This is a genomic window from Afipia sp. GW823-FHT06G09 (assembly GCF_058794875.1).
This window is the reverse complement of record NZ_JBXAHF010000006.1, coordinates 77,134-102,582: the sequence shown is the minus strand read 5'-3', so window position 1 is coordinate 102,582 and position 25,449 is coordinate 77,134. Positions and strand designations below refer to the sequence as shown.

The window sequence follows — 25,449 nt, the reverse complement described above, 5'->3', positions numbered from 1 at the left end:
AATCGCCATGCAGTTCCAGGGCAACTCAAGGAACGGACGCCCGCCCCCGCGACATAACGGACAACAACGATGTGCGGGCGACGCGGCCGCTGGGGTATTGGAGGAGCGTTCTGCAGTGAGCCGGCGAAGCCCAGCACTATTCGAGCGCATCGCTCAGGTCCTTGACCCTGGTCATCAGCGTCATGGGATCAAGGGGTGATTCCTTGAAGCCGCAATCGAGATAGAATTGCTTTGCGCGATCCGAGAGCGCATGCACCACGAGCAACGCAACGCCGACGCGCTCAGCCGCTTGCAGCACCCTCAATGAGGCATCGCGAAGCAGCGCGTGGCAAAGACGCTGCCCCTGCTCGGCGCGTGCGATGGCGAGACGGCCCAACACCACGACGGGAAGGGGGTCCGGCATATTGCGTCGCAAGCGGCCCGGCGCGGCATCAAGATCAATCCCGCCGCTGGCGAGCGCGTAATAGCCGGCGACCTTTCGTTCGCGGCAGACCACGTAGGTGCGTGAGGCGCCGCTGATCTGGTTCGCCTTGGCGCGACGCGCGAGCCAGATGTCGAGTGTCGGCTCGCCGCTGTCAAAGCCGTCGGTGTCGTGATCGTCGCGCAGGGCCTCGGGGGCGGCGAGCGGCGCAGTCGCCGTCAACCCTGCCACGGCGGCGTGGTCCGCATCAGCGTGCGAAGCCCGGCGTCGGCGGACGGTGGCTCGTCGAGATAAGCGATCAATCCATCATAGGTCTTGGCATCGACACGAAACAGCACCTTGTCGAGCAGCGCCTCCTCGGCCGCGAATCGAGCGGCGTTGAGCATGAATTCCGACCTGTTCTTGCCGGTCGCGGTTGCGGCGCGGTCAATCAATCTGCGGTCCTCCGGGGAGACCCGCAGATTGATCAGCGAACGGGATTTGGTGTCCTTTTTGCGTGTCTGAGCCATGCTGCCTCCATGAGCCAAATATGAGGTAGTGTAAAGACAATGTAAAGCCGGAGGCATTTTGCGCGATCGTGGCGCCGCTCACAATACCTCCGCGCCTTCCCGCCACCCTGACATCCCAGCTCAAGATCGGCGGCCGCCTTGTTATCAGGCGCGAACTCGTGTCCGCGGCTGCACCAGAATGCTTGGCAGGATCTGATCGTAGACTTGAACCGCGCCGGGCATTTCGACCGTCACCGCTAAGCCAAAGGGTATTGGATCATCGATCGGCGTGCCCTGATCCCGCTCCCGCTGGACCTGGACCGGAATTGTCCCGCCGCCACTGCCGATACGACTGTCGCGCCAGCGCCGATGGAGGATGGTGCCACTTTCCGACTGGCTGTTAGTCGGCTGCGCCGTCAGCGTCCCAACGCCGGCCGTCTCCAACGCATCCGCTTGCAGTGACGGAATCCGCAGCTTGACCGCTCGGTAGGCAAGATATCCCGGCCGCGTCGGCGCAAGCCAGGCGAGCGTCGCTCTCACCTCGCGCAGATCCGCGTTAGCTGCAAAAACGGCGGGGATCGGCACGTCGAAAGTCGTTGATCCTTCCGGCCCGATCGTGCCGGTCGCCCACATCGTCGCACGGTCGGCCGCGCAAGCGATCGCGTCGTCGGGATCGACGAAACCGTAGCCGAGATGCCGACAAACCTCTCGACGCCAGTGCTCGTGATGCATTTCTTCGTCAGGGTCGATAACCGACCTGATGAATGTTTCTGAGCCGCGCCAAGATGCTGCATGCACAAGGAGAGCTTTCAGTAAGCACGCCCGCTCAGCCAGAGGCATTTGTGCGATCACGCCCGGATAGGCCTCCTCCAGCGCATCGAAGATGCGATGCGCCGAATGCGTGGCAAGCGCGGTTGCGGCGCTCGTGCCGATCGTGAAGTGCAAGCCCATCCCGCCATTGTCCGGCGGCGCCGCGACCTTCAAGCCCCAAAAACGGCTTGGAAGTGGGTGGCTCAAGAGAATCGGCGGCGCGGCGACCGGATCAAGACGCGCTCGTTGTCGGCCGCCGGCGAACAGCGCTTCCGGCTTCGCGCTGCGGCGCAGGCCAGGTCCGAGGCGCGAGGACAGGTTCGGCATTTCCTCGCCGTCATAGGGGCTGAACGGACTCGTGCCGCGAAAGACTTCGGTCGACGAATCGCGGTGCCAGGATCCAACCGTGAGCGCGTTGAGGCTATCCGCAGGAGCCAGCAGCCGTCGGTCAGCCTTCATCGCGTCGATGCCTCGGAACGCTGCCTGTGATCGGTCCTCTATGGAGGCGGCTTCGAACGCAGCCGCATTGGGAAACTCCTGCATCGAAACGCCATCGTTGACGTTGCCGGCGCTCACGAGGAACAGGATTCCGTAAGTGAAGGACAGATAATCCAAGGCCCGCGCCCAGGTTGAAACCTTGCCCGCAAATGGCTTCGTCCGGTCGCCCAGCGAGAGATTGACGACGATGACGTTGGGACCGCCATTGGCCCGCATCCGCATCACCGATTCGACGATGACGTCGACGACCAGTTTCTCGTTGTCGAAGATTTCATCGCCCAAGGCGGGGGCGTACATCACCGGACGGAAATAGACGCGGCGGCTGATCGGAGTTGGCGGATCATTTAGATCGCCATGAAGCGCAATCGACGCCATCGCGGTCCCATGGATACGAGGCCCGACCGCTCTCGCCTCGAGGTTAGCCGGATCGTCGATGGCCAGTCGACCCGCCAGCAGGGGATGCGCCTGAACCGGAACGGCATCGAAGATCGCCGCAATCGGATCGTCTATCCGGGCATCGGGCCGCGTCTCATTGAGGAGTGTTCGATCAGCAGCCTCGATTGGTGTCCCCACACTCTGCGGTACGATCGAAGCCACCGGATCGGCGCCGGCCAGCGAGGCGGGGTCGAGGTTGGCGATGCGGCGGATTTCACCGGCAGGAACATCCGCCAGCATGGCATGATAAGCGAATTCCGGACGACGGGACCGATCGATGACAGCGCCGCCATTCTGCCTGATATGATCGGCGACCACGGATTCGGAGGCTTGCGCCGCGTCGGCGCTCGCCCGGAAAACTAGCTCGATTTCGATCCGAGTCAATTCATTGTCGGGCGCGCCATCGACGCTATGGCGGAAATATTCACGGTTGGGCGGCGAAACGCGGTCCGCGGGCCCCCAAGGTCGAACGCTCTTCAACTGGCCGAACAGGTCCCGCCATGGCGTGAAATTTCGCGGCACCGTGCCGGTCCGCTGCCACCCATCCCATAGCGAAACGATCTGTCTGAGCGCGTCCAACTGTGGGACGAGGAGATAGAATTCCGGATTGTCGTCAAGCTCGTCAGGGGCCAATTCCTCCTCGCCGGCGAATTCCAGTCCAGGAATTCTCGAGACGGCGTTGAAGAAATTTTGAACCGAGCCCGTGACCTCAAACACGAGAAGGCGCTCGGGGGCCAAAGAGTTTGCATCGGCACGCAGCTGCAGCGCGGCATCCGGCCGATTCAGAATCGTTTGCAGGCGCTGAAAAACCGGACCGTGCGCGCGTCCCTGCGCGGCTCGATCAAACGTGCGGGACTGGCTTCCTCCGCCGCCTGACCGGCGCCGTCCCGTGTCTCTTGGCTCGTTCAGGCGGAGGAGAGGTTTCTCCGGATCGTGGGGCATCGATTGCTTCCGGCGCGACTCTGGCGGTCCAGAAATTAAGTTGTTCGTTCAAAATGTCTCTCAGCGTGCGGTTGCCGAGGGAGAGAATGTGCTGGCGCCGGACGCTCTGACAGAATTCAAGGGCTTCCGCAAAACTGATGTGCCCCAGATTGGCGGCAAGTTTGCCGGCTTCGATCCCGGCTGGTTCGGGCCACGAGTCGAACTGGCGGTCGAGAAACACCGAAAGCGCATCGTGTGAGGGCTGCGGCAGCGCAAGACGGAGCTGGAACCGGCGCCACACGGCGCGATCCAAGAGCTCGGCGTGGTTCGTCGCGGCGACGGTGACCACATAGCTCGGCAGCTGATCGATCTGCATCAACAGGAAGGATACAACGCGCTTGATCTCGCCGGTCTCGTGCACGTCGCCGCGCTCTTTGCCGATCGAGTCGAACTCATCGAAGAAAAGGACGCACGGAACTGTGCGGGCGTAGTCAAACAAGCGCGCGAGGCGGGTATTGGTCTCGCCGAGATAGGAGCCGACGAGCGCATCGTAGCGCACCGTGAAGAATTGCACCGCGAGAGCCTCGGCGATCGCCTCCGCCACCGAGGTCTTACCATTGCCCGGCGGCCCCGAAAGCAACACGCGGTGTCTCGGCTGCATGCCATTGGCGCGCAAGAGATCGGCCCGATGCTGCTCTTCGACAAGTTGCTTGACCTGCTCGTTGACGGGCAGCGGCAGAATCAGCTCCTCGACGCGGCGGCGGGGCGTGCTCTCGAGGATGGTATCTTTGCCGGACTGAGCGGCCGACGGCTGGGTGGCCGGCGGGCTGATAGTCACCGTGTTCAACGCGCGCTGCAGGCGGTCCGCCAAGATATGATGATTTTTGCCACGTTCCTCTGCGACAATGGCTTCCACAGACGAGCGCAATGCGTTGCGATCGCCGGTCGCGCCAGCGCGGACAATGGAGAGAAGGAGATCGCTTCGGGCCACCGCGCTACATCCGGAAATCGCAAAACAATACGGCAAGGTTGGTTAACATTTTGGGCAGCCGCTTGACACCCGAAATGATGACGCGGCCGATCCACATCACAGAAAACCTGAGATCAAGGCGGAGTTCCCGCCAGCAAGCATCGTCCGAAGACTCGCGCTTCAAAGAACACCCCACGCCCGATATCTCCCCCGGCCGGTCGCCTCCCTGAGCGCGAGTTCAGCGACTAGGTCCTGCGCGGCCCGCGGTGTAATCCGCAGCTCCTCCGCAATCATGCCGGCCGAGACGATCGGCCTCGTCAGCACGTAGTCGAGCAGGGCCGGCAGCCGGGAGGTGGAGCGGCGGCCGGCGAGCTTGCGGGCCAGCAGGGTGCGGGCGGTCAGCCAGCGATCATGGTCCTTGAGCCCGGCCTCGGCCGCGGCGGTGGTCGCCTGAAGCTCGACGGCGAGGCGTCCGGCGCTATCGCGCGGCCGCCGCCGCTCGCGCGGGATCGCTTTGAGCCCGTCATGGAGACAAGACAGATGCCAACGCGTTTTGCCGCGCTGGCGCAACACGCTGGCTGCGAGCAGCCGGCCGAGCCATGGGGTGTGCTGCAGCGGTTCGAGTGTGCTCCACGCGTCGGCGGCGATTGCCGCCGCCAGCGCCGGCGGCAGGTTGCGGGTCCGATCGACAACGTCGCACCAGGCATCGAGGCGTTCGTCTTCGTCCCAATCGAGGTCGTAGACCAGCGGGTCGCGCTCGGGCGGGCGGCTGCTGGCGATCTCGCCCGCGAGCGTGCGGTCGGTCTGAGCGATCGCCGCGTCGACCGCTGCGAACACGTCGGCCAACCGGTCGTCGGCTGGGGGCACACGAAACGCCTCGGCGGCGTCGGCCTCGCCCCCGTCGTCCATATCGGAAGACTCGCCCTCTTCCTCATTCCGGTCGCAAGTCTCTTTTTCCTGGTGGCCGCGCCCTCCCCTGCCCCGCAGCCCGGCGAGCCCGGCCGCTGACAGCGCCCAGTCCGGCTTGGCTTCGGCGATCCGCCGTCGGGTGCGCAGCACGGCGTGCGCCCGGGTCAACTCATGGGTCGGGGCGCGGACATCCATGCCGGCGTCGTGGAGAACGAGATCGTCGAGGTGGACGAGCTCGCCTTCCAGCCACAGACTTGCGCAGGCGTCGGTGAAGTGAGTCCGCGCGGCCCAGCCGTCGCGGATCGGGCTTTTGGCGAGGCGCTCGTCGAGCCGCGCCAAAGAATCCTCGGCGGCCGCGAGCGGCCCGGCGAGAGCCGCCCAAGGCAACGGATCGGGGATCTGGTAGTCGGAAGGCAAGGCTTTGATAACCTTAACAGGAATCGGGCAAACGGAAGCTATCACGGACATAGCTTCCGTCATAGCGATGCCTTTCTCCGCGATGATCTCACTATCGATAACCCCCCCTTATCGATAGTGTTGGACGTCCGAACGCAAATCAGCGATTCTGAGCGCCCTCAGCCCGGAAAATCATCCCCCGCCGGGCCTGCCGACGAGAGAAGGCATCCCGTGCCAGCGCCCTCCCTTCTTCCGGAAGAGACTGTCCCCTACCCTCCCGGTCGCTTTCGGCGCTGGCTATTTGCCTGTGGGCGCGATCGCGATCAGGAATCGTCGAACAGGCTGTCGCGAAAGGCTTTGTCGGCCGGCCGACCCTCAGTCTTCCGGCCGCGCTGTCCGAGTTCTCGGCCGAAGCGCACGCCCTGCTCGACCAGGGAGGCCGGCTCCGGCTCAAGCTCGGCATCGAGGTGCTCAAGGCCGGGCGTCATCTCCGAGGCCTCGATCGCGGCAATGTCCTCCTCGGTCAGATCGACGGTCCGAACGGCCCGACGATCGCGCCCGGTAGCACTGGCTTCGTCGGCCGGCGCCGGCCGCGGCTGGTTTTGTTTCGCGTGACCGCCCATGACGCTCCCTCCGTTCGCCCCCGAATACTAGCGCAAAGCCGCCCTGACCGCACGACGCCCGTTGAAAATCGCCGCGAATCCCGTTATAGTCACAGTAGTCATTATGGTCACAGGAGCAAGTCGTGACAACCCCCGGAAAAACCCCTGCTCACGAATCGGATCACTGGACGGTCGCTGGCGCCAAGGCGCGTCTCTCCGAAGTGATCGAGCGCGCCCAGAGCGACCCGCAGATCATCACCCGCCATGGCAAGCCGAGCGTCGTCATCGTCTCGGCCGAGGAATGGGCGCGCAAAACCGTCCGCAAGGGCACACTGGCCGAGTTCCTGATGGCTTCGCCCCTGCGCGACGCCGATCTCGACCTCGATCGGGTCCGCGACCAGCCGCGCGACCTCGATCTATGAATGTCCTGCTCGACACCAACGTGCTCTCGGAGGTTCGCCGGCCGGCGCCGGACCCCAAGGTGCTCGCCTGGCTCGATACGATCGACGAGGACCGGGCCTTCATCAGCGTGGCGTCGATCGCCGAGCTTCGGCGCGGCATCGCCCTGATGGACGATGGCCGCCGGCGGGAGGCGCTCTCCGCCTGGCTCGCGGAGGATCTGCCGGCGCGCTTCGCCGGGCGGATCCTGCCGATCGACCCCGCGATCGCCGAACGCTGGGGCGATCTGATGGCGCAGGCCCGCCAAAGTGGTTTTGCGCTTTCGGTCATGGACGGATTTTTCGCGGCCACCGCGCTCGACCGCGAGCTGGTGCTCGCCACCCGTAACACCAAGGATTTTGCGGCGCTCGGCGTGCCGCTGCTGAACCCCTGGACCGATGAAGGAGCGCCGGGATGACCGCCCCTGCCCGCCTCCCGGACGCCGCCTCGCTCGAAAGCGTCCTGGCCGGGCTCGATCCGGCCTCGGTCGACGCCGACCTCGTCCCGGCGCTGGCCGCCGCCTTTCCGGGCTTTGCATTCGGGATCGCGCCGATCGACGACGATTACTGGCGCGACACAAGGTCGGTCCTCCGGCCGGACGGCACGCGGCTCGGCGAATTGCGGCCATGGATGGCGGCCGAGCTTGCGAAAGACAACGGTGACATCACGGCGGTCTGGCGACGCCTGAAAGAAACCGATCTCCAAATCACCGAATGGCGCGGCACCAGCGCCTTCGTGTCGGCGCCAACCGGGCCGGGCGCGGCCGACTATCTCCAGATTGCGCTCGGCCGCGAGATCGAATGGCGCGCCGGCCCGATCGTCAACCCGGATTATCGACCCTGGGGCAAAGAAGAATTGCTCGATCCGAGCTGGCCTCGGACTGATCAGCTCCCCGACTCAGATCGCCTTGCCGGCCCCGTCTATCGCCTGCTCGGCCGCGCCGGCGGCGCGGTAATCCATGTCCGCAGCTTCCTCGACCGCTGCGGCCGCATCGAGCGCGAAAAGCGGGAGGCCAAGCGGCCGGAGCTGGAGCGGCGTGTCATTCGCGAGAGCGGGCCAAGCGGAATGCGCGAGATGCCGTTCCTCGACGCGGTCCCGGACTATTTTGATTTTGTCCCGCGCGAGCTGCGGTTCTTTCAGGACTGGGAGGAATCCAGCGCCAGGCCACAGCGCGTCTTCGCCCATTGGGCGCTCGACGCCCGCGACTACACCCACAAGGGCGACCGCGAGGTCGGCTTTATCCCGCGGCCGCTGAAGCCGCCAAAGGAGCGGCTGCTGATGACGCCGGAGGCGTCGGTCCATCTGCTGATGGACCGGATCGAGGCCGTGGACCGCGAGGTCGGCCTGCCCTTCGGCTGGTTCTTCCTGATGACCCACGGCCACTGGGTCGACCCTGATATCGGCCTCGCGATCGCGCAAGGCCTGAAGGACCAGCGCGTCCGCCTGCCCGACGCCGATGCGGCCGTCCTGCAGCGCTGGGCGGATCGAACCTACGGCTTCTGAGGGATTACGCCGATGGACGACATCACCTCCCGTGCGCTGGTCTCCGATCCCGAAACCCGGCGCGCGCTCCAGCTAGACGCGCTCTCGGCGATCCTGCCGATGGAGCGGCGCGATCGGCTCGCCGAACTTCTCACCGACGATGACGTCGCGACCCTGAAGCATCTCGCGCGCGAGGGCATGGGCGAGAACACCCTGCGGGCGCTGGCCTCCGACCTGGCGTACCTCGAGGGCTGGGCGATGGCCGCGACGGGCGCGCCGCTGCCGTGGCCGGCGCCGGAAAGCCTGGCCCTGAAATACGTGGCGCATCACCTCTGGGATCCGGCCGCGCGCGAAGCCGATCCGCAACACGGCATGCCGGCCGAGGTCGCAACGGAGCTGCGGGGGGCCTTGCTGCTTCGCAGCGACGGGCCGCACGCGCCATCGACGGTCAAGCGGCGGCTCGCGAATTGGGGAACGCTGCATCGCTGGAAAGGGCAGGAGGGTCCGTTCCAGGCCCCCAGTCTTCGGGCGGCCTTGCGGCTCGCGGTCCGGGCCAGCGTGCGGCCCCGGCAGCGCAAGAGCAAGCGGGCAGTGACCCGGGATATCCTTGATCGACTGCTCGCGACCTGCCGCACAGACCGGCTTGTCGACACCCGCGATCTCGCGATCCTGCTTCTGGCCTTCGCCTCCGGCGGAAGGCGCCGCAGCGAGGTGGCGCGGCTTCGCGTCGAGCAGGTCACCGACGAGCCCGCGGTGCCGCTCGACCCCAAGGATCCGCATTCCCCATCTTTGCCGTGTGTGGCGATCCAGCTCGGCCGGACCAAAACGGGCGTCGCGGACGAGGCGGGGAGGGTGCTTTTGGTCGGGCCTCCGGTCGAAGCGCTGCGCGAATGGCTCGAGCGCGCCGACGTCGCCAAGGGACCGATCTTCCGCGCCATCGATCGCTGGGAAGCACTAGACGAGCGGGCGCTGACGCCGCAATCAATCAACCTGATCGTCAAGCGGCGCTGCGCGATGGCTGGCCTGGAGCCGAGGGAGTTTTCGGCGCATGGGCTGAGGTCGGGGTATCTGACGGAGGCGGCGCGCCAGGGCGTCGCGTTGCCCGAGGCGATGCAGCAGTCGCAGCATCGGTCGGTGCAACAAGCCGCCAGCTATTACAATGAGGCAGAACGATCGTTGGGACGGGCAGCGCGCTTGATTCTCTGATGCACCATGGGCCCCGACCAGCGGCAGGCCTTGCCCGCACATGGCAGTTCTCAGCTGAGAACTGCCAGCGGCGAGTTGAAGTTCTCAGCTGAGAACACTTCGGCTGGGCCAAGTGGTTAATTTCCGTTAACCCTTATTTGCTTGACCGACTCGGAGAAGTCGCCGAATTTACGCTCAACGTGGAAAATTTGGATACCGAGCGTATATGACGGCTCTAGCAGCAAATGATGCCAGCCACCGAACCGGCAAGAAAGTCCGCTCTCTAACGCGGCTTGTGGAGTCGGATGCCGATCTTCTTAGCGCCCAGCTCAAGGAGTTGCGGCTCCGCGCGTTTCCACCGTCGTCTCTGAAAGAGCTCCGCAAATTCACCTCCGGCGAAGCAGCAAAGCTGATCGGCGTTACCGACGCCTATATTCGCCATCTCTCACTCGCCGGCGACGCCCCTGAGGCAGAAAAGACGGCTCGTGGGCGCCGCCTATTTTCATTGGAGCAAGTGCACGAAATCCGACGCACGCTTGCGAAGACCAAACAGAGCTACGCCCCGAACCGTCGCGAGGGTGAGCATCTCCAGGTCATCGCTGTCACGAATTTCAAGGGCGGCTCTGGCAAAACCACGACCGCCGCCCACGTGGCGCAACACTTCGCGATGAGGGGCTATCGCACTCTGGCGATTGATCTTGATCCTCAAGCATCGCTCTCTGCCTTATTCGGCCTCCAGCCAGAATTTGATCTCCAAGAAAACGAAACGCTGTATGGCGCAATCCGCTACGATGACGCTCGCCGACCGTTGTCCGAGATTATCCGGAAAACCTATTTCTCGGGCCTCGATATCGTTCCGGGCAATCTCGAGCTCCAGGAGTTCGAGCACGATACGCCAAAAGTCCTGGCCGAACGCAACCGCGGCTCCGAGCGCATGTTTTTCTCGCGCATCGCAAGTGCACTCGCGTCAGTTGAAGACAACTATGACGTCGTCATTCTCGACTGCCCGCCATCTCTAGGTTTTCTCACGCTCTCCGCGCTATGTGCCGCTCGCAGTGTTTTGGTGACGATCCATCCTCAGATGCTCGACGTCGCGTCGATGTCGCAGTTCTTGCACATGACTGCGAGTCTTCTCGATGTGGTCGAGCAAGCCGGCGGCGACGCCGATTACGATTTCTTTCGTTACGTGATTACGCGTTTTGAGCCCACCGATGGTCCCCAGGGCCAAATCGTTGGGCTCATGCGCAGCCTGTTCGGCGAGCGTGTCCTTACGACCGCAATTTTGAAGTCAACGGCTATCTCAGACGCGGGGTTGACCAAACAAACGCTGTACGAAGTCGGCCGCGAGAATTTCGTTCGAAGCACCTACGACCGCGCTCTTGAATCCCTCGATGGCGCGCATGCCGAGATCGAGAATCTTGTCAAAGAGGCATGGGGGAGGGCGGTGTGAACAAGCGACGTGACGCGCTCAAAGCCATGATGGCCCCAATCACCGCGCAGCCATCATCCGATGACCGGCAAACTCGCACCCCGGTCAAATCGGGATCGCTTAAGGCTATGGGACTCTCTCTGCAGAGCCTATCGCAGGATGCCGACGAAGCGAGAGCCCTACGTGAGCAACTCGCTGGTGGAGATCACGTGGTGGAGCTCGATCCCGCGCTGATCGATCCATCCTTTATTCGCGACCGGTTGGACGATGCGAAGGCTGCGGAGTTTGAGGCCTTTCAGGCCAGCATTGCTGAACATGGGCAACAAGTCCCGATTCTGGTGAGACCGAGCCCTCAAACGGAGGGTCGATATCAAGTTGCGTATGGGCATCGGCGACTAGAAGCGCTGCAGCGCCTTGGCCGACCAGTTAAGGCCATTGTCAAACACCTGAGCGACGAGCAACTCGTGGTGGCCCAGGGCCGAGAGAACCTCGAAAGGCGCGATCTCTCTTTCATCGAGCGCGCGCTCTTCGCAGCGCGGCTTGAGGATCACGGGTTCGCTCGGTCAGCGTTGACGGCGGCCTTGGCGGTCCACAAGGGCAATCTGTCGACCATGATCACGGTCGCGCGCAGCGTCCCAGAAGAGCTCATCGTCGCCATCGGTCCGGCCCCAAAGGTTGGCCGGCCTCGGTGGGAACAGTTGGCAGAACTTCTCCCAAAGACCGGCGACAGATGGCGCCAAGCGATCGTGTCACCTGGCTTCGATGCTCTTGAAAGCGACTCGCGCTTCGCCCGGGCCCTCAAGGCACTGTCACCTCGTCAGGCCAAAAAGACCAAACAGGTCATCAAGTCAGATACTGGCGCCCCCTTCGTGCAGATCGTGCAGGGAAAAGATCGCCTTCAATTCACGATCGAAGAGAAATCAGCGCCCGCTTTCGGATCTTACCTGATTGAACAGCTACCCGAAATCTACGCGGCGTTTCGACGCCGCGCCGATGTGTAAGCCGCGTTCCCGCAATACGAAGAAGGATTCATAGCGGCAAAAGAAAAGGCCCCCAAACGTTTCCGTCCGGAAGCCCTCTCTCGTCTGTTTGGCGACTGACAGAGAATCACTTCCGCGAATCGCAGTCAAGTGTCTCGTGAGAGACGGCGTCGTTTTGGCGAGCCGATTTCCTTTGCCCTGAAGAGGCAAAGACATGCAGTCACACGCTCCAACGACGCCCTTTGGGCGGCGATCACTGACGCTTGCCCACGTGGCAAGCCAAATGGTGGCCACCACGCGGCCACCCGAGAAGGTCGTACACAAATGGAAGATCTTTCACGCCATCTGCACGGCGCGGCCGCGGCTGGGTGTGTCCGAGCGTTCGCTCTCGGTTTTGAACGCGCTTCTCACCTTCCATCCTGAGACCGCGCTCACGGGAGAGGACGATCTGATCGTCTTCCCGTCGAATTATCAGTTGTCGCTGCGGGCGCATGGGATGCCGGCATCGACATTGCGGCGTCACCTTGCTGTACTCGTCGATGCTGGCTTGGTCGTTCGGCGCGATAGTCCAAACGGCAAGCGCTATGCTCGCAAGGGCAGCGCCGGCGAGATCGAGCTGGCCTTCGGCTTCGATATCTCGCCACTGGTTGTCCGATCGGAGGAATTCGAGAGCCTGGCGGCGGACATTGAGGCAGAAGCGCGGGCGCTAAAGCTCGTCCGTGAGCGGATCACGCTGTGCCGGCGCGATATAGGCAAGATGATCGCAACCGGTATCGAGGAAGGCGTCCCGACCCGTAGGGGAGGGCAGGGGCCGGCCGATTGGCAGGAGGTCCACGCCGCCTTCCGCTCGATCATCGACCAGATTCCGCGCACGGCAACGCGGCAAGAACTCGAGCCGATCGCCGAAGAGCTGTCACAGCTTGCCGATGATGTGCTCAATCTTCTGGAAACACATATCAAAACCAAGAATCCTAGCGCCAATGAGTCCCATTCTGAGCGCCACATACAGAATTCAAATACAGACCCCCTTATTGATCTTGAACCTAGCCTTCGAGAAGGCAGGGCGGCGAGGGCTGAGCCAACACCCCAAGCACCGAGGGTGGCGGAAGGGACCTATCCGTTGGGAATGGTGCTGAGCGCCTGCCCCGATATTGTCGATTACGCCAAGGGCGGGATTTCGAACTGGCGGGATTTCCTCGCCACCGCCGCCGTGGTTCGATCGATGCTCGGAATTAGTCCGAGTGCCTGGGAGGAGGCGCAAACGATCCTCGGTGAGACGCCGGCTGCGATTGTTGTCGCGTGCATTCTGCAGCGTGGCACGGCGATCAGGTCCGCCGGCGGTTACCTGCGCGGTTTGACTCGAAAAGCGGAGGCCGGAGAGTTCTCGCTCGGCCCGATTTTGATGTCGCAGATCAATTCGCACCTCAACGAAAAGCGGCGGGCGTGACGTAATGGTCGACCTCATCTTCACCTCCTCGCTTTGCCTGGCATTCTTGAGCTTTAGCCATGGACGCACTTGGCTGCGAGCAGGTGATCGAGCGCCCCGGGGGTCGCGGAAAACTGAAACTGCGCGGCCGTTCCGCAGTGCTCGGTCTCTCCGCGCGGGCCGCACGCATCCTGGGAATCGCCAAGACGATCGTACTCGTCAGGACAGGTCGGCGCTTCCGAAATGTCGTCCGTCGGCAAATGTGCGAAACGCCGCAACGATCACATGGCCGTCCCTTTTGATCCGTCCGCCGAAGATCCGGGCGCTGGCGACGATCGCAGATCTTTCCCCTGTTCGGGCTGTCGCTCCCGGTTGCATGGCTGGATTCCTATGGCCGTCGACGGCACGTCGGCCCCTGGAGCCAAGAATTTTCCCCTGCCGGTTTCCCCCGCAAGCGGGGACCCCGACCAGCATTCCTCGCGCATGCGCCTGCAGCGCCAAAATTCGTGGCTCCGGCCGGGGCGCAGCGCTGCGCTTGCCCTCCGCTCGCCTCTGGCGGCTCCGGCTCTGTTTCGTCTTCCCGGCCATGAACGGATCGCCATCGCAACGGGGCACAGCCCCACAAGATGGAGAAAGATAATGCGCAATATCGCCGAATTCACTCTCATCGGTCGGGTCGGAACCATCAAGCAGGTCGGCAAGACTGTTCGCGTCAGCATCTGCGCCAACTACCCGTTCAAGGACGACAAAGGTCAGTGGAAGGACGACGCGCACTGGAACGAGGTCACAATCTTCACAAAGGCGATCCAGTCTTACGTGAACGAGCACATCAGCAAGGGAGACTTGGTCCACGTCCGCGGGCGACTTCGGCAGAACAGCTTTGAGCGCGACGGCCAGCGGGTTTACACCGTCGATCTCATCGGTCTGGAGTTGGGCCGGCTGGCGCAAGCCAGCGAGCGCGTCGCCGCATAGCGGATCGGCGGGGAGGTTTTGGCCTCCCCGCCGCTTTCCGCCTTCCGGTTGTGCTAATTTCAGTATGGCAATTTGCGTGATCGCGTCTGACGCGCAAGGCTACGCTCGGCTTGATTTTTCTTTTCGATTGCGGAAACCAACTCATCGTAATCGATACCGCTTTTATTCAGCGCACGACGGGCATCGGTATCGTTGAAGCCAAGCAATTCGAATACACTCATATTGAGGCTCGATGCGATGCGTTCGATGGTTCGGAGCGTCGGATTTCCTCTACCACGCACCATCGTGTAGTAGGTGCCGCGCGCAAGGCCTAGCTTTCGCTGGAAGCGTTCCGTCCCACCGTTCTCGATTTCGAGTTGCTGGAGCCGGGCTGCAAGCATTTCACTCAGAACAGAATGATCGGTCGCCTGGGGTTTGCGGACTGGTGACATGGTAGGTTGGCTTTCGGGTCCACCGGGAGAAACGCCGGGGAACATACACCAAGCCCGAGGTCCAGTATATTGGACGTTGGAGAATTTTACAGGCAAATCTTTGAAACGACTCATCTTGCCGCCCGAGTATCCCTGATGTCCGCGCGGCGTCCGGCCGTGGGGCTAACCTGCCGGTGAAGCAATCTCAGCGGGTCGATACCCGCCCGCTCGGCTATGAGCTCGATGTAATCGAGGCTGGGATTGGCTGCCGATGTCATCAAGTGGAAATAACTCGATCGCGGAATGCCAAGCCGCTCCGCGAATTCCCGCCGGCTCAGCCCCGATTCCAGCCTGAGCGCTTCCAATCCTGCGTGGAACGCACTCCGCAAGGTGCTGCCTTGCGCTGCGTGAGCTGCCTTTCGGCGGCAACACTTCTCACCCATCGCTGATTCCTCGCAGTTCCAAACGCAAACGGTTCCGCCGCTCCGCCGGTCAAGCCTCCATGTTGGACGGCCGGTCAACATTCAATATAATAGACGGATTCGATTCAACCAAGAGAGGTGCGTTCGGACAAAGAAAAACCCGGCAGAGCCGGGTCTCTCATGAGGATGAACGGGCTGGCGACGCCAATCGCCAACAATGCCCCTATCGCATAGAGGCATTTTAGCCCGCGCCATCCGACAGTTCAAGGGGACTCGCGTTTTTACGCCACGGTCTTTGTTTGCCCGCGCTCTCGCTAACGAGAGGACGCGAATGGAGATGCTTGACCAAAATCCGATTACGCCGTTTGGGCGGCGACCGCTGTCGCTCAGTACCGTCGAGGCGCAACGCGGCGTGAGAGAATTCCCCGAGGGCAAGCCCGCGCACAAATGGCAGGTGTTCCGAAACATCTGTGAGGCGCGGGCATCGCTCGCCATCTCCGATCGCGCGCTTATGGTTTTGAACGCACTGCTCTCGTTTCATCCCGACACAGTATTGACTGCCGGCGCGACCGATCTGGTCGTGTTTCCCTCAAATCGGCTTCTTGCCTTGCGCGCGCATGGGATGGCAGCCTCGACCTTGCGCCGCCATCTTGCGGCGCTTGTCGATCACGGACTCGTTCTCCGAAGGGATAGTCCGAATGGCAAACGCTACGCACGCAAGACGCCTTCCGGCGATATCGAACAGGCGTTTGGCTTCGATCTCGGACCGATCGTGGCCCGATCCGACGAATTCGCTGCCGCGGCCGAAGCCGCCATCGCCAAGCGCCAGGCGCTCGGCATTCTTCGCGAACGGATGACCTTGGCGCGGCGTGACATCGCCAAGATGATTGCGACTGGTGTGGAGCAGGGTGTCGCCGCCGATTGGGCCTCCTATCATCGGACGTTCCGAGAGATCCTGACCCGGCTTCCTCGCGTCCCGAAATGTGAGATTCTTGAGCCCATCGTTGTCGAACTAGTGAGCTTGGCAAAAGCGATCGTCAAAGCTCTCGAACAACACCTTGATCCGATCGAGCCCGTCCCGCCAATTTCATCGGCCGATCGGACTCAGAACTCAGGCCCGGAGGAGCCTAGTTCATCCGAACCTGACCCGGCACCGGGCGCCCATGAGATGGCTGACCCCAGCAACGCTCGAACGGCCAGCGCAATCCCTATTCGCATGGTGGTCGAACTCTGTCCCGACATCGTCGACTATGCGCGCAGTGGCATCCGCACGCCGCAGGATCTCATTACGACCGCATCCACCGTTCGTTCCATGCTCGGCATTAGTCCAAGCGCCTGGGAGGAAGCCCGCATCGCAATGGGCGATGGACAAGCCAGTGTAGTGCTCTCGGCCATTCTGCAACGGGGCAACGCCATCAAGAATCCAGGAGGCTATCTCCGAATCCTGGCCCGGCGCGCCGCAGCGGGCAAATTCTCAGTCTGGCCGATGCTGATGGCGCTTCGGCGGCAAGGGCAAGCTGCCCGTGACAGAGACCCACCCTCATCTTCCTTCCCGGACGACTTTTCGTAAAGGTGATCCTGCTTGTGTCGCTTCCCTCATTTGGTGCGTCGCGTGGCCGCGAACATGCGGCCTCAGCGCGGACATCTCTGTCAGGTTTCGTGCGACGGCGGCAGCCGGCCGATCCGTTTGAGGTGGTCGTAAACTATGCGGTCGATGATTCGAAGCGGCTGTGTTCGCTCCTCGGCGGCCATTTGACGGACCACAAGGTCGATCGCATCGGGGAAGCGCAACGCGTAAGGCCGAGATGAGGATCGTTCGCCGTAGACATCGAATGGATTTCGATCGCGGGCTTTCTGAGGGCGTGATGGCTTGCGGGTCGACGCGCTTTCCGTCGAGGTCGGATGTGCTGCTGGCGCAGCGACCTGATCTTCATAGGCGGGTGTTACCACGACCGGCTTTGCCGCGGGGGTATCGATCGGCGCCGTGTTCACGCGATGAGCGCGGAAGGCGTCGCGGGGCAGGGCGGGGCGATCCGGTTTCTGTGCAGAGTCGGGATCCGTCATGCGGCGTCGCCCTGGTCGGCACCTTGGCTTGCAGCGAGCAATTCGCGGACGACCTGATCGGCGTTGTAACGGGCCTTGCGGACCGATTCGTCCTTGTCGCTCATCTGGTACAACGTGCCGTGTCCGCTTGTCATGGTGCGATAGGTGACGCGCCGGTACAGCGCGTTGGCGCAAACGGGAACTTTTTCTGCATCGAGATAGGCGACGACCTCCTTCAGGGGCCGGGTGTTGCGGTCGAGGCTGTCGTATTCGTTGAACAGAACACGATGCTGGCTCATCGGCAGCTTTGAGCTGGCAGCATGCTGTTCGAGATTGCGGATGGTGCGCACGACCTGGGAAGCGTCGAAGGTGTGAACCTTGCAAGGAAGGACAACGAGGTCGGCGCGGAGCGCCGACTGGATCAAGACATCGCCATAATAGCCGGGGGTGTCGACGACGACGACGTCATAGCCGTCCAGCCGATCGATCGCCTGGGCGAGAGCCTTTTCATCAGGCGCGCGCACGAGGTCGACGCCCTGCGGGCTCAAGCCCCGCGCGACCGATGACGCATGCCATTGGTAAGAGGACCCCTGCGGATCGGCATCGACAATGGCGACCGAGTAACCGTGCTTGGCGAACTCGCCGGCGAGGATGATCGCGACGGTCGTCTTGCCGCTTCCGCCTTTCGGGTTTGCCACGGCGAAGATGCTCGGCACTTGGTCCTCCTTAGGCGGTGAGCTCCGTCGGCGGAATGACAACATACAACATAATGAACTTGCGGCAATCACGCAATATCTCTTTTCGATAGATCGTGATTGCGGTTTTGTCGCAATGCACTGGTTCGTTAATCGGTGATTTCGCGAATGCGGTGATGCCGCGTTGCCGGGATGTCGGATGAGGTTGTTACGGTGTTGAGGCATTCCCGTTGTCCGGGGTTACCGTCTTGCCGAATTGCGGTATTCCGGCATGTCGTTGCTCTGGCCATCACGACATGGCGAAACGCGGCATTGACGGATTGCGGTATTGCCGCAATCAGGAGCTTGTGGATGGCACTGCGCGCCAGAAGGTTGGAGAGTTCATTCGGACAGCTTTTTTTGGACGCAAGCGCCTTCATGCGCTGAGTGTCTAACATTCAGTGTATTAGATATTGGTTGACAAGATACCGGTTTGTGGGCCAAACCGGGGAACGGCTGCTGGACGCAGCCGAAGGGCGCTAGCGCGCGACGCCGGCGTCCTGAGGGAACGCTCGGCGTATTCGGCTTCGGTCTGACGACCGACGAGCCGCTCAACCGGGAAGAGAGTGGGGACGCGGATGGCTGGCTCCGCAGCACTGAGACGCAAGCCGAGACTTCGGACCGAGCTCTCCGAGACAGACGAGCAGCGTCTGCAGGAGGCCGTCGTGTTGTTTGGCTTGCCGAAAGCCGAGGTGGTGCGTCGGCTGATCCGCGCCTCCGTCCAAGCAGGCCCCGCATTGTCGGCCGAAAGCACGCGCGCTGTTGTGGATTTGGCGAGCCAGGTGCGCATGGTCGGCCGCAATCTCGCGCAAGTCGTCAAGGCGATTCACCGCGGCCAAGCCGTTCGCATCGAAGACACCGAGCCGGTGTGGCGAGGGCTGCACGAGGTCGTCGCGGCGATCAACGACGAACTGACCGAGATGACGGTCGCCTACGGGTCGAAATTACGTCGCGAGGCCAAGCTCGCGCTGCCGGCGGAGATCTCAGGCGAGGAATTGACATGAGCCGTGCCGCACAGATCGTCTGGTGGCTTGAACAGGTCGAGGCGGCGCGTCGGGCAGTCGCGGAGGCGCGCGCGGAACGTCGTCGGCCGCGCCGGCCGGGCGGGTTGGACGACAACGTCCGCGCACGGCGAGTACACGTCGCGCCGCTTCCCAAGACGCCGCCGGCACAAGACATCATTCGCGGCGCGACAATCACGGGCGAGCGGGATGAGGAGCGGGTTCGCGCGATCCCGGCCGCGAGCGGAGGTGCTGGCGCAGGCCCACGGGCCTCACCTTCGCGTGGGGCGCGGGACCCGATCTCCGGGGGATTCAGCGCCGGCTCTGGCGGAGCCGGAATGAACTCGGCCGGGGGAGGGCAGGGCGGTCCTCTTGGTCGAGCCCGGCAGCTCGCTGCTGGCTACCAGCCTGCCGTCATCAAGGTGGTTTCTTATGCGCGCGGTGCCGCGCGCGCCACGGCGACCGGTCAGTATGTGCAGCGCGAGGATGTTACGCTTGAGACCCATGACGGGCGACTGTTGACGGACCGGGAGGCCGTGGCCGACGAGATGAAGGCCTGGTCGACCGAGTTTTCGAATCGCGCGGAAAGCCAAGACGTCGGCGCATTCCGTCTCAAGGTTGCAGGTGTTGCAGATAACACCGAAGGCCGAGCGATTTACGAGAAGGCGATCGCGTCCGCGTTCTCCGGACATCGTCACGGGACCCGCATCGATGTCGACGATAAGGGACAGCTCGAGGCGCACGTTGTCGCGGCCATGGCCGGGAGCGGCAAGGAGCGATTCCGCATTCGAGAGGCTCAGGCCGCCGATCAGGAATACGACGCCAGACCACGCCGTCTCGATTCTGTTTCGGATGCCGCGGTTCGTGCCAGGATCGCAGCGGCCACAGGCATTGATGCGGATACTGTGGTCATTCGGCCCGCGGCGACGAGCCATGGCCGCGATGGCGTCACCTACAGGCTCAACAAGCTGATTGAGCAGGGTCCGGCGACCGACGATCGCGGGAAGAGCCTGTCCAACGTGGCGGATGCGCGGATTTCCGCCCGCGAATGGGGGCCGTCGCTTCGATCGCAATCCGCGCGCGATACCATGCACATGATCATTTCGGCGAAGGCCGGAACTGATGTGGCGGCCTTGAGCGACGCAGCTCGCGCCTTCCTGCACGACCGCTTTGCCGATCACAAGTTCATGTTTGGCGTTCACACGGATAAGGAATCTTCCGGGCACATCCACGCTCACGCCGTCATCACCGTGAAGAACGAATCCGGCCAGAAGATCCATCCCAATCGGGACACTTTTGCGGAGTGGCGCGAGGTCTACGCAAAGCATGCGCAGGCGCAGGGCCTGAAGATTGTCGCCACCTCGGCGAAAGAGCGAGCTTCGTCGCAAAGTTATGGCCCGAAGGACAAGGCAATCGTCGAAGCGGCCGATCGGCCGCGTCCGGCGCGCGAAGCCCGCGATCGCGCCTATGCCGCGGATCCCGCCAACCAACGTCTTATCGACAACGCCCGGCAGCGGATCCGGACGGCGAAAACGAACCCTATCCGCGTACCGATGACGGCGCCCGACCGCAAGGTCGTGAACGAGAGCGTCGTTGCCTGGAAGGCGGTCACGGTAGAGCAGCCATCAAACAGCGTGGCAAAGGATATGCTCGAACGGCTGTTGATGGCGCAGACAGTTGGGGCCATTCTTCATACAATCGGCAAGCGTGTGGAGTTTTTGACCAGGGAGGGCGAGATGCCAATCACATCGCAGCAAATGGTAAAGGATCTCCGGCTTATGAACGACGCGGTTTCCCGCACCAGCGACCTCCTGGATGGCGAGACCAAGCAGCCATTCCGGGAGACATCGGGACATTATCTCGAAACGCTCGCCAATCGGATTGATCTACAACGAATGCAGGAAACAGGCGTACAGCAGCTCAGTCGGGCCGACGTCGAGGCCGTCGTTGGCGTCAATGCCGATCGCCTTATCGAACATGCACAGGAGGTGCGGATCAAGGAAGAGCGTGAGGCGACCTCCGCTGAACATCTCGCGAGTCGCGCAATCGACGCCGAGCGGCGGCAGGAGGCTGGCGGGGGCATTGATCCTGCTTCGCAGAGGGAGCTGCAGTCGGAAAGGGCCATCGTCAGCGGCTCACAACAATCGGCGGCTCGCGAAGCTCGCGAAGCGGCCGCGGCGGTCGAGGCAGCGCGGGCGATCGCGGAACAACCGGCGCAGCCGTTGCCGAAAGCATTGATCCAGACCGACGCCTTGGCGAAGCTTCGTGCGGAACAGGAACAAATCGTGCGGGAGCTTGAGACGGAACGCGCTATGGCGGAAACCATTAAGGCTCAGCGGATGAAATAGTCGACTGAGATCAGCTCATGAGCTTGGTGCGAATAGCTTTTGCAATCGCGTGTGCTTTGTTGACGGCGCCAAGCTTCTCACGGGCGGCAAGGATATGCTTCAATACCGTAGAGCGCGAGATTCCAAGAATTACGGAAATCTCCCAATCGGTCTTTCCTTCGCCAGCCCAGAGTAAGCAATCGTACTCTCGTGCAGTGAGCTGGTGGCGCTGGCGCCGCCGCGATTCCGCATGATGGAGACAGCTACCAACGGCGTAGCTTGCCGCAAAATTCAGCACGGACAGATCCGCCGCGCTGCAATGGATGCTGGAACCTCCGAACGAAACTGCCGTGAGAGCTCCGTCGATCATTGAAATAGGAATCACGTAACCGTGCCGCAAGCCAAACTCCGAAGCCTCTCCTTGGATCAGTGCAACGTCGCCAGCGCGGGAGCATGATCTATAGGCATCGCTCCAGCTGAAAGGCATCTTATCGTAGTGGAGGCGATGAACGATTGGATCGCGAAATACATAACCCTTGCGGTTATACCTATTGGCCCATTCGTTGGGGAAATGCTGAAATAAAATTCGTGAACAAACTTCGGCCTGCGGCATCCGTTTGATCGGAACGATACCGCCGAATATTGCCGTAAAGCCAAAGTTTTCTGCTAATTCCAAAAGACAACCTTCGATGGCGTCCGGCGTCGGCACGCGTTCCACGGCTTCAATAAACCGCCAAGTATGGTCAAACCGTTCTTTCAATCGTCACCCGTCGACACGGCTCGTTGCCGCAATATCGCATGTGGTAGTATGCCACGCCGACTCTCGAGCGAGATCGTATGCATGTATTCCTCAACTCGTGTTGATCCTAAGGACTCGAAAGCTCCGTCGGCTCTTATCCAGAGATACCGGGCTGGGTATATAGAGCGCATGCGAACAGGCGGCGAAGGTTGGTGCGCTCGTTAAAGCAAGCAGTCCTACACCAGCTACGAATGTCCATTCATGTCTCATGGCAGTCTCCCTACCATCTGTCGTTTTTCTTGCTTTCTCGGTTGGAGCGTTCCTAAAGCTCTTAATCTTCCACAAAGCCCGCGCAAACGACTTATGAAGTCGCTGCGCCGAAGCGAGCCGGCGCAGCGACTATCCGCACAGATCAAAACCATACTCGCAGTCCCGTCACAAAACGGACTTGCCCGGGATCCTTACCTTCAGCCCTGGCGAAGTCGGCGGTTGCTCCTGCCTTTTGGCTGTAAGAGACGCCGATGTAAGGTGCAAACTCTCGCCGAATCTCATAACGCAACCGCAGGCCGACCTCTGCCGTCGACAGTCCCGACCCGACCTTAATTTCCGGCGAATTCTGAGCCGCGAAATTCAACTCGACTCGCGGTTGCAGCACGAAACGTTGCGTCAGATAAAGGTCGTGCGTCCCTTCGAGACGCGCCATCAGCTCTCCTTTATTCGAAAGAAAGAGTGCCCCTGTTACCTGGAACCAGTAGGGCGCCAAGCTCTCGAAGCCGACCGTCGCATATGTACGGGAAGGTGTCGGAGCAAAGTCGTACCGGACTCCAAATTGCAAATCTGTATAAACGCCGACTGCTCTTGAATAGAGTGCTTGAACTTCAGCATTTTCCAGACCGTCACGCCGCGAGCCTTCGCCTTCGCTCTTTAAAACGAACCGGTTAATATCGCCACCAATCCAGGCCTCTCCATCCCATCGGTAACCTCCGGCCGAGCCCGGTTGATACTCCAAAAGATTTGCAAACGCGCGCCAGGCAATGCCGCCGCCGTTTTCACGTCGGGCCTCTTCTCGCGCTGCGGCCATCGCTGCTGGATCGAAATACAGGTCAGCAGCAGAATAGCGTGGCGGTGGTGGAGGAGGTGTTGTCGGAATATCCGGTTCAGCATGGCGCGCAGTAGCCGCTGGCGGCATTTTCATTCCATGCATATTCATTTTGTGATCTGCGGGTGGGCGCTTCGGAAACCTCCGTGTCGCTGACTTGGCAGAATCCGTTTCTCGCTTCTTCGGTGCAGCTTTGTCCGCTTTGACGGGCTTGCGACTAGGCATGGTCATTCCGGGCATACTCATGCCGGGCATTGAAGAATGATCCATCTGCGCCAGCGCGGGCGCCGCCGAGATAAGCGAAAAGAGAGCAAAGGGGACAATCTGTTTCATGCGCGCTCTCCGTCAATCGGCCGTACGCTGAAGACTTGGAACATCCCGCCGTGCATGTGATAAAGCATGTGGCAATGAAACGCCCAGTCTCCCTGTTCGGCGGTGAGATCGAAACTGACCTTGCCGCCGGGCTGCACATTCACGGTGTGTTTCCGTGGTCCGAAGTTGGGAGGAGCGCCGTTGATGACTTCAAAAAAATGTCCGTGTAGGTGAATTGGGTGCAGCATCATCGTGTCGTTGACGAGTGTGACGCGAACGCGTTCGCCTCGTCTAAATGTGTAAGGTTTGGTAGCTTCGCTAAATTTCTGACCGTCGAAGCCCCACATAAATCTTTCCATATTGCCGGTAAGACGGATTTCGAGTGCACGAGTTGGCCGTCGCTTGTCCGAATTGCTCTTCAGTGCGATTAAGTCTTTGTAAACCAATACGCGGTGTCCGACGCTCTCCAGTCCCTTGCCTGGTTCGCCGGTCCGATCTTGCGGCATCGGCGCAATGGACTGAACACCGGGGCCTAGTTTGACCTGTGGCGCGTTTTTGGGATCTCGCATGTTCATCTCGGGCATATCGCCCATGGCATCTGAGCCACGTGGTTTCGGAGGAGCCATACCGGGCGGAGCGGCCGCTTGGCCGTGCATTCCTTTCATGCTGGAGTGGCCTCCCATATCAGACATGCCTGCCATCGCAGCTCCACTACCCGACATACCGTCCGCCTGCATGCCGCCCATCTTCATCGCAGCCATGTCCATGCCCATGTCTTTCATGGTGCTCAATGGCCGCTCGCGAAGAGGCGGAACGGGGGCAGTCATGCCTGGTCGTGGAGCGAGTGTTGCCCGTCCCATACCTGAACGGTCGATCGCTTCCGAAACAATGGTGTAGGCGCGATCGTGCCTCGGATGCACAATCACGTCATAGGTTTCGGCATTGCCGATCTGAAACTCGTCTACGACGACGGGACGTACCAATTGTCCGTCGGCGGAAATGACCGTCAGCGGCAAACCTGGAACGCGGACGTTGAAGACCATCTGGGCGCCGGCGTTGATGAATCTCAATCGCACGCGCTCTCCAGGGCGGAAAAGCCCAGTCCAGTTATCCTCCGGACCATGTCCGTTGATGAGAAATTTGTAGATCGCACCCGTGACGTCACTAACGTCGGTAGGATCCATTCGCATCTTCGCCCACTCTAGGCGCTCTTGCAGAGTTTTGTCTTTTCCCGCGAGAAGACCGGCAAGCGTTTGATGCTGGTAGTTAAAGACGCCCCCCTCTTGTTTCAGTTTTACAAAGACTAATTTCGGAGACATAAACGTGAAATCCGAGAGCATCACAACGTAGTCGCGATCAAATGCAAACGGCTCTCTCTCCTTCGGCTCGATGACGATGGGGCCGTAGAGTCCTTCCTGCTCCTGAAATCCAGTGTGGCTGTGATACCAATAAGTGCCGCTTTGCTTTACCAAAAATTCATACACGAAGGTGCTACGCGGCGGGATGCCCGGAAATGTGACGCCAGGAACGCCGTCCATCTGAAATGGTACGAGCATTCCATGCCAATGGACCGAGGTACTCTCATCCATCCGATTGTGCACACGAAGGGTAACTCGCTGCCCTTCTTTCAGTCGAATAATGGGTCCCGGGAGTGTGCCGTTCAAGGTAATGGACGAGCCTGGCTGACCATCGATCGACCATGTTGCGCGTTCAATCGTTAGGTCAATCTCTCGACCTGAAACTGACGGCAAGTCGCCTCTGTAGAGCGAGGTCCTGCTCTGCGCCCACGCTGGCATTAGGGAAGAAACTAATCCTCCTCCGGTCAATGCGACCGCCTGTTGCAAAAGTTGACGTCGGTCGACCTTCATTTAGAAGCCCTCCTTGATGCCGGTCCATCTAGCGTTTTGAGTGTCTAAGTGCGTGCTTGTCGTCATCAGCCGCTCAGCTCGTTCAGAGGATGAAAATGGCATAACGGTTGTGGCCCGATTCAGCGGGCCACG

The 25,449-nt window shown here is 61.6% G+C and carries 26 protein-coding genes; 11 read left to right on the top strand and 15 right to left on the bottom strand.

Going from position 1 to position 25,449, the window contains the following annotated elements; translation table 11 throughout:
* Positions 1-136 precede the first annotated feature (136 nt).
* From AC1Q67_RS23425 to AC1Q67_RS23400, 6 genes are all read right to left on the bottom strand, one after another.
* Positions 137-652: a GNAT family N-acetyltransferase gene (locus tag AC1Q67_RS23425; protein ID WP_492237585.1), complete on the bottom strand. Its 516-nt coding sequence runs from the start codon at positions 650-652 to the stop codon at positions 137-139.
* The gene (locus tag AC1Q67_RS23420) at positions 640-930 is read right to left on the bottom strand and encodes a type II toxin-antitoxin system TacA family antitoxin (RefSeq protein WP_492237584.1); all 291 of its coding nucleotides are present in this window, start codon (positions 928-930) and stop codon (positions 640-642) included. Before AC1Q67_RS23420 ends, AC1Q67_RS23425 begins: the two co-directional genes overlap by 13 nt.
* Positions 931-1,074: 144 nt before the next feature.
* The gene (locus tag AC1Q67_RS23415) at positions 1,075-3,369 is read right to left on the bottom strand and encodes a S8 family peptidase (RefSeq protein ID WP_492237583.1); all 2,295 of its coding nucleotides are present in this window, start codon (positions 3,367-3,369) and stop codon (positions 1,075-1,077) included.
* A 124-nt stretch (positions 3,370-3,493) separates the two neighbouring features.
* Positions 3,494-4,564 (bottom strand): AAA family ATPase, encoded by a 1,071-nt coding sequence (locus AC1Q67_RS23410; protein ID WP_492237582.1) that lies wholly within the window; start codon positions 4,562-4,564, stop codon positions 3,494-3,496.
* A gap of 159 nt (positions 4,565-4,723) precedes the next feature.
* Positions 4,724-5,932 (bottom strand): RHE_PE00001 family protein, encoded by a 1,209-nt coding sequence (locus AC1Q67_RS23405; RefSeq protein ID WP_492237581.1) that lies wholly within the window; start codon positions 5,930-5,932, stop codon positions 4,724-4,726.
* A gap of 239 nt (positions 5,933-6,171) precedes the next feature.
* A complete protein-coding gene (locus AC1Q67_RS23400) occupies positions 6,172-6,471 on the bottom strand; it encodes a prevent-host-death protein (RefSeq protein ID WP_492237580.1) in 300 nt (99 codons plus the stop codon).
* Between the two features lie 122 nt (positions 6,472-6,593).
* Here AC1Q67_RS23400 and AC1Q67_RS23395 point away from each other — a divergent pair, with 122 nt between their 5' ends.
* The 8 genes from AC1Q67_RS23395 (at position 6,594) to AC1Q67_RS23360 (ending at position 14,362) form a co-directional block, all read left to right on the top strand.
* A complete protein-coding gene (locus AC1Q67_RS23395) occupies positions 6,594-6,872 on the top strand; it encodes a type II toxin-antitoxin system Phd/YefM family antitoxin (protein WP_492237579.1) in 279 nt (92 codons plus the stop codon).
* Complete coding sequence (locus tag AC1Q67_RS23390; protein WP_492237578.1) at positions 6,869-7,306, top strand: type II toxin-antitoxin system VapC family toxin; 438 nt, start codon at positions 6,869-6,871, stop codon at positions 7,304-7,306. Before AC1Q67_RS23395 ends, AC1Q67_RS23390 begins: the two co-directional genes overlap by 4 nt.
* Positions 7,303-8,391, top strand: coding sequence for a hypothetical protein (locus AC1Q67_RS23385; RefSeq protein ID WP_492237577.1), 1,089 nt, complete (start codon positions 7,303-7,305; stop codon positions 8,389-8,391). The genes AC1Q67_RS23390 and AC1Q67_RS23385 overlap by 4 nt, the downstream gene beginning before the upstream one ends.
* Before the next feature lie 12 nt (positions 8,392-8,403).
* Complete coding sequence (locus AC1Q67_RS23380; protein WP_492237576.1) at positions 8,404-9,576, top strand: site-specific integrase; 1,173 nt, start codon at positions 8,404-8,406, stop codon at positions 9,574-9,576.
* 205 nt (positions 9,577-9,781) lie between these two features.
* Positions 9,782-11,005 (top strand): plasmid partitioning protein RepA, encoded by a 1,224-nt coding sequence (repA, locus tag AC1Q67_RS23375; protein ID WP_024584969.1) that lies wholly within the window; start codon positions 9,782-9,784, stop codon positions 11,003-11,005.
* The gene (repB, locus tag AC1Q67_RS23370) at positions 11,002-11,985 is read left to right on the top strand and encodes a plasmid partitioning protein RepB (protein WP_492237575.1); all 984 of its coding nucleotides are present in this window, start codon (positions 11,002-11,004) and stop codon (positions 11,983-11,985) included. Before repA ends, repB begins: the two co-directional genes overlap by 4 nt.
* Before the next feature lie 193 nt (positions 11,986-12,178).
* Positions 12,179-13,411 (top strand): plasmid replication protein RepC, encoded by a 1,233-nt coding sequence (gene repC / locus AC1Q67_RS23365; RefSeq protein ID WP_044403887.1) that lies wholly within the window; start codon positions 12,179-12,181, stop codon positions 13,409-13,411.
* Positions 13,412-14,029: 618 nt separating this feature from the next.
* A complete protein-coding gene (locus AC1Q67_RS23360; protein ID WP_002719020.1) occupies positions 14,030-14,362 on the top strand; it encodes a single-stranded DNA-binding protein in 333 nt (110 codons plus the stop codon).
* Positions 14,363-14,421: 59 nt separating this feature from the next.
* On the opposite strand, the gene AC1Q67_RS23355 is transcribed toward AC1Q67_RS23360, so the two are convergent.
* Both AC1Q67_RS23355 and AC1Q67_RS23350 read right to left on the bottom strand, forming a co-directional pair.
* The gene (locus AC1Q67_RS23355) at positions 14,422-14,907 is read right to left on the bottom strand and encodes a helix-turn-helix domain-containing protein (protein ID WP_002719021.1); all 486 of its coding nucleotides are present in this window, start codon (positions 14,905-14,907) and stop codon (positions 14,422-14,424) included.
* Positions 14,904-15,215, bottom strand: a complete 312-nt coding sequence (locus AC1Q67_RS23350) for a helix-turn-helix domain-containing protein (protein WP_002719022.1) — start codon at positions 15,213-15,215, stop codon at positions 14,904-14,906. The genes AC1Q67_RS23355 and AC1Q67_RS23350 overlap by 4 nt, the downstream gene beginning before the upstream one ends.
* Positions 15,216-15,531: 316 nt before the next feature.
* Between AC1Q67_RS23350 and repC (AC1Q67_RS23345) the strand changes: the two genes are divergently transcribed.
* Complete coding sequence (repC, locus tag AC1Q67_RS23345; RefSeq protein ID WP_040308457.1) at positions 15,532-16,764, top strand: plasmid replication protein RepC; 1,233 nt, start codon at positions 15,532-15,534, stop codon at positions 16,762-16,764.
* Between the two features lie 80 nt (positions 16,765-16,844).
* Here repC (AC1Q67_RS23345) and AC1Q67_RS23340 read toward each other — a convergent pair whose 3' ends face one another.
* The 3 genes from AC1Q67_RS23340 to AC1Q67_RS23330 all read right to left on the bottom strand — a co-directional run bounded on the left by AC1Q67_RS23340 (position 16,845) and on the right by AC1Q67_RS23330 (position 18,351).
* Positions 16,845-17,258 carry a hypothetical protein gene (locus AC1Q67_RS23340; RefSeq protein ID WP_002719024.1) on the bottom strand — a complete coding sequence of 138 codons (414 nt, stop codon included), beginning with the start codon at positions 17,256-17,258 and terminating at the stop codon, positions 16,845-16,847.
* Positions 17,255-17,953, bottom strand: coding sequence for a ParA family protein (locus tag AC1Q67_RS23335; RefSeq protein ID WP_002719025.1), 699 nt, complete (start codon positions 17,951-17,953; stop codon positions 17,255-17,257). The genes AC1Q67_RS23340 and AC1Q67_RS23335 overlap by 4 nt, the downstream gene beginning before the upstream one ends.
* 128 nt (positions 17,954-18,081) lie before the next feature.
* Positions 18,082-18,351, bottom strand: a complete 270-nt coding sequence (locus tag AC1Q67_RS23330; protein ID WP_492237574.1) for a hypothetical protein — start codon at positions 18,349-18,351, stop codon at positions 18,082-18,084.
* 198 nt (positions 18,352-18,549) lie between these two features.
* Between AC1Q67_RS23330 and AC1Q67_RS23325 the strand changes: the two genes are divergently transcribed.
* A complete protein-coding gene (locus AC1Q67_RS23325) occupies positions 18,550-18,975 on the top strand; it encodes a hypothetical protein (RefSeq protein WP_492237573.1) in 426 nt (141 codons plus the stop codon).
* Positions 18,976-19,244: 269 nt separating this feature from the next.
* Here the strand turns inward: AC1Q67_RS23325 and AC1Q67_RS23320 are convergent, their stop codons facing one another.
* Positions 19,245-20,066 (bottom strand): hypothetical protein, encoded by an 822-nt coding sequence (locus AC1Q67_RS23320; protein ID WP_492237572.1) that lies wholly within the window; start codon positions 20,064-20,066, stop codon positions 19,245-19,247.
* Here AC1Q67_RS23320 and AC1Q67_RS23315 point away from each other — a divergent pair, their 5' ends adjacent.
* Positions 20,067-21,320, top strand: a complete 1,254-nt coding sequence (locus tag AC1Q67_RS23315; protein WP_492237571.1) for a relaxase/mobilization nuclease domain-containing protein — start codon at positions 20,067-20,069, stop codon at positions 21,318-21,320.
* A gap of 10 nt (positions 21,321-21,330) precedes the next feature.
* Here the strand turns inward: AC1Q67_RS23315 and AC1Q67_RS23310 are convergent, their stop codons facing one another.
* From AC1Q67_RS23310 to AC1Q67_RS23300, 3 genes are all read right to left on the bottom strand, one after another.
* On the bottom strand, positions 21,331-22,059 hold the full coding sequence (locus AC1Q67_RS23310; RefSeq protein WP_492237570.1) for a helix-turn-helix transcriptional regulator: 729 nt from the start codon (positions 22,057-22,059) through the stop codon (positions 21,331-21,333).
* 391 nt (positions 22,060-22,450) lie between these two features.
* The gene (locus AC1Q67_RS23305; protein ID WP_492237569.1) at positions 22,451-23,470 is read right to left on the bottom strand and encodes a copper resistance protein B; all 1,020 of its coding nucleotides are present in this window, start codon (positions 23,468-23,470) and stop codon (positions 22,451-22,453) included.
* Entirely contained in the window at positions 23,467-25,317 is a 1,851-nt protein-coding gene (locus tag AC1Q67_RS23300; RefSeq protein ID WP_492237568.1) for a copper resistance system multicopper oxidase, read from the bottom strand. Before AC1Q67_RS23300 ends, AC1Q67_RS23305 begins: the two co-directional genes overlap by 4 nt.
* Positions 25,318-25,449 lie beyond the last annotated feature (132 nt).